The following is a 713-nucleotide window of genomic DNA, read 5'->3' on the forward strand; positions in this document are numbered from 1 at the left end:
CGAGCGGGGCCACGGTCGGCGCGAACTCCCTGACCATCCCTCTCCCCCTCGGGAACTGACCCCGTGTCCGTGACGACCGCGAAGGAGGTGAGCACGATGCACAAGCCAGACCGCCTGTTGGAGATGTTCCTCAGCATGTCCGAAGCCGAGGTGATGATCCTCTGGCGATTCGGAGGGTTCGAGGGGACGCCACCGCAGGACCGGGACCGGCTCATCTGCGCCATGGTGCAGGGGATGACCCCGCGCGCCCGGCAGGACGTGGGCCGCGCGTTCGTGCGCGCCTTCGCATCGCTGCGCCCGCAGGTTCGGGCCGCCCTGGCGGCTCTCCTGCTCTCCCTCATGGTTCGGCCGACCGGGATAGCTCTCCCGGCTCCGGCCCCTCGTGTCCTGGCCCCTCAGAGGAGGTGCCACCGGCTCACCCCGGCCCGCGCTCCGTGACCATCTCACCCCGCTCCGGCGGGGGTCGCGCCGCAGGCACCAACCCACCCCAGAAATGCCGAAAGCCCCGGGATCTCACGCCCGAGGCTTTGGCACCAGTCCCCAGTAAGGACTTTCAATGCACAACCCCAAGAGTACCCATGACGAGCCCGAGGGCACCACAGACCACCGTGTGATCCCGGTCGGAAGCACCGGCCGGGTGACTGTCGTGTCTGACGACACCACCGCCTATCTGATCTGCCGGACCGTGCGCGGTCGCGGCGGGTGGGGCGTGC

Annotated in this window: 1 protein-coding gene; it reads left to right on the top strand. The window is 69.4% G+C overall.

Translation table 11 applies throughout. From position 1 onward, the window contains the following. The first annotated feature begins 96 nt into the window (after positions 1 to 96). Positions 97 to 438, top strand: a complete 342-nt coding sequence (locus AC061S_RS44500; RefSeq protein ID WP_478691585.1) for a hypothetical protein — start codon at positions 97 to 99, stop codon at positions 436 to 438. The last annotated feature ends 275 nt before the right edge of the window (positions 439 to 713 follow it).

It is taken from the genome of Streptomyces sp. CA189, from assembly GCF_056428985.1.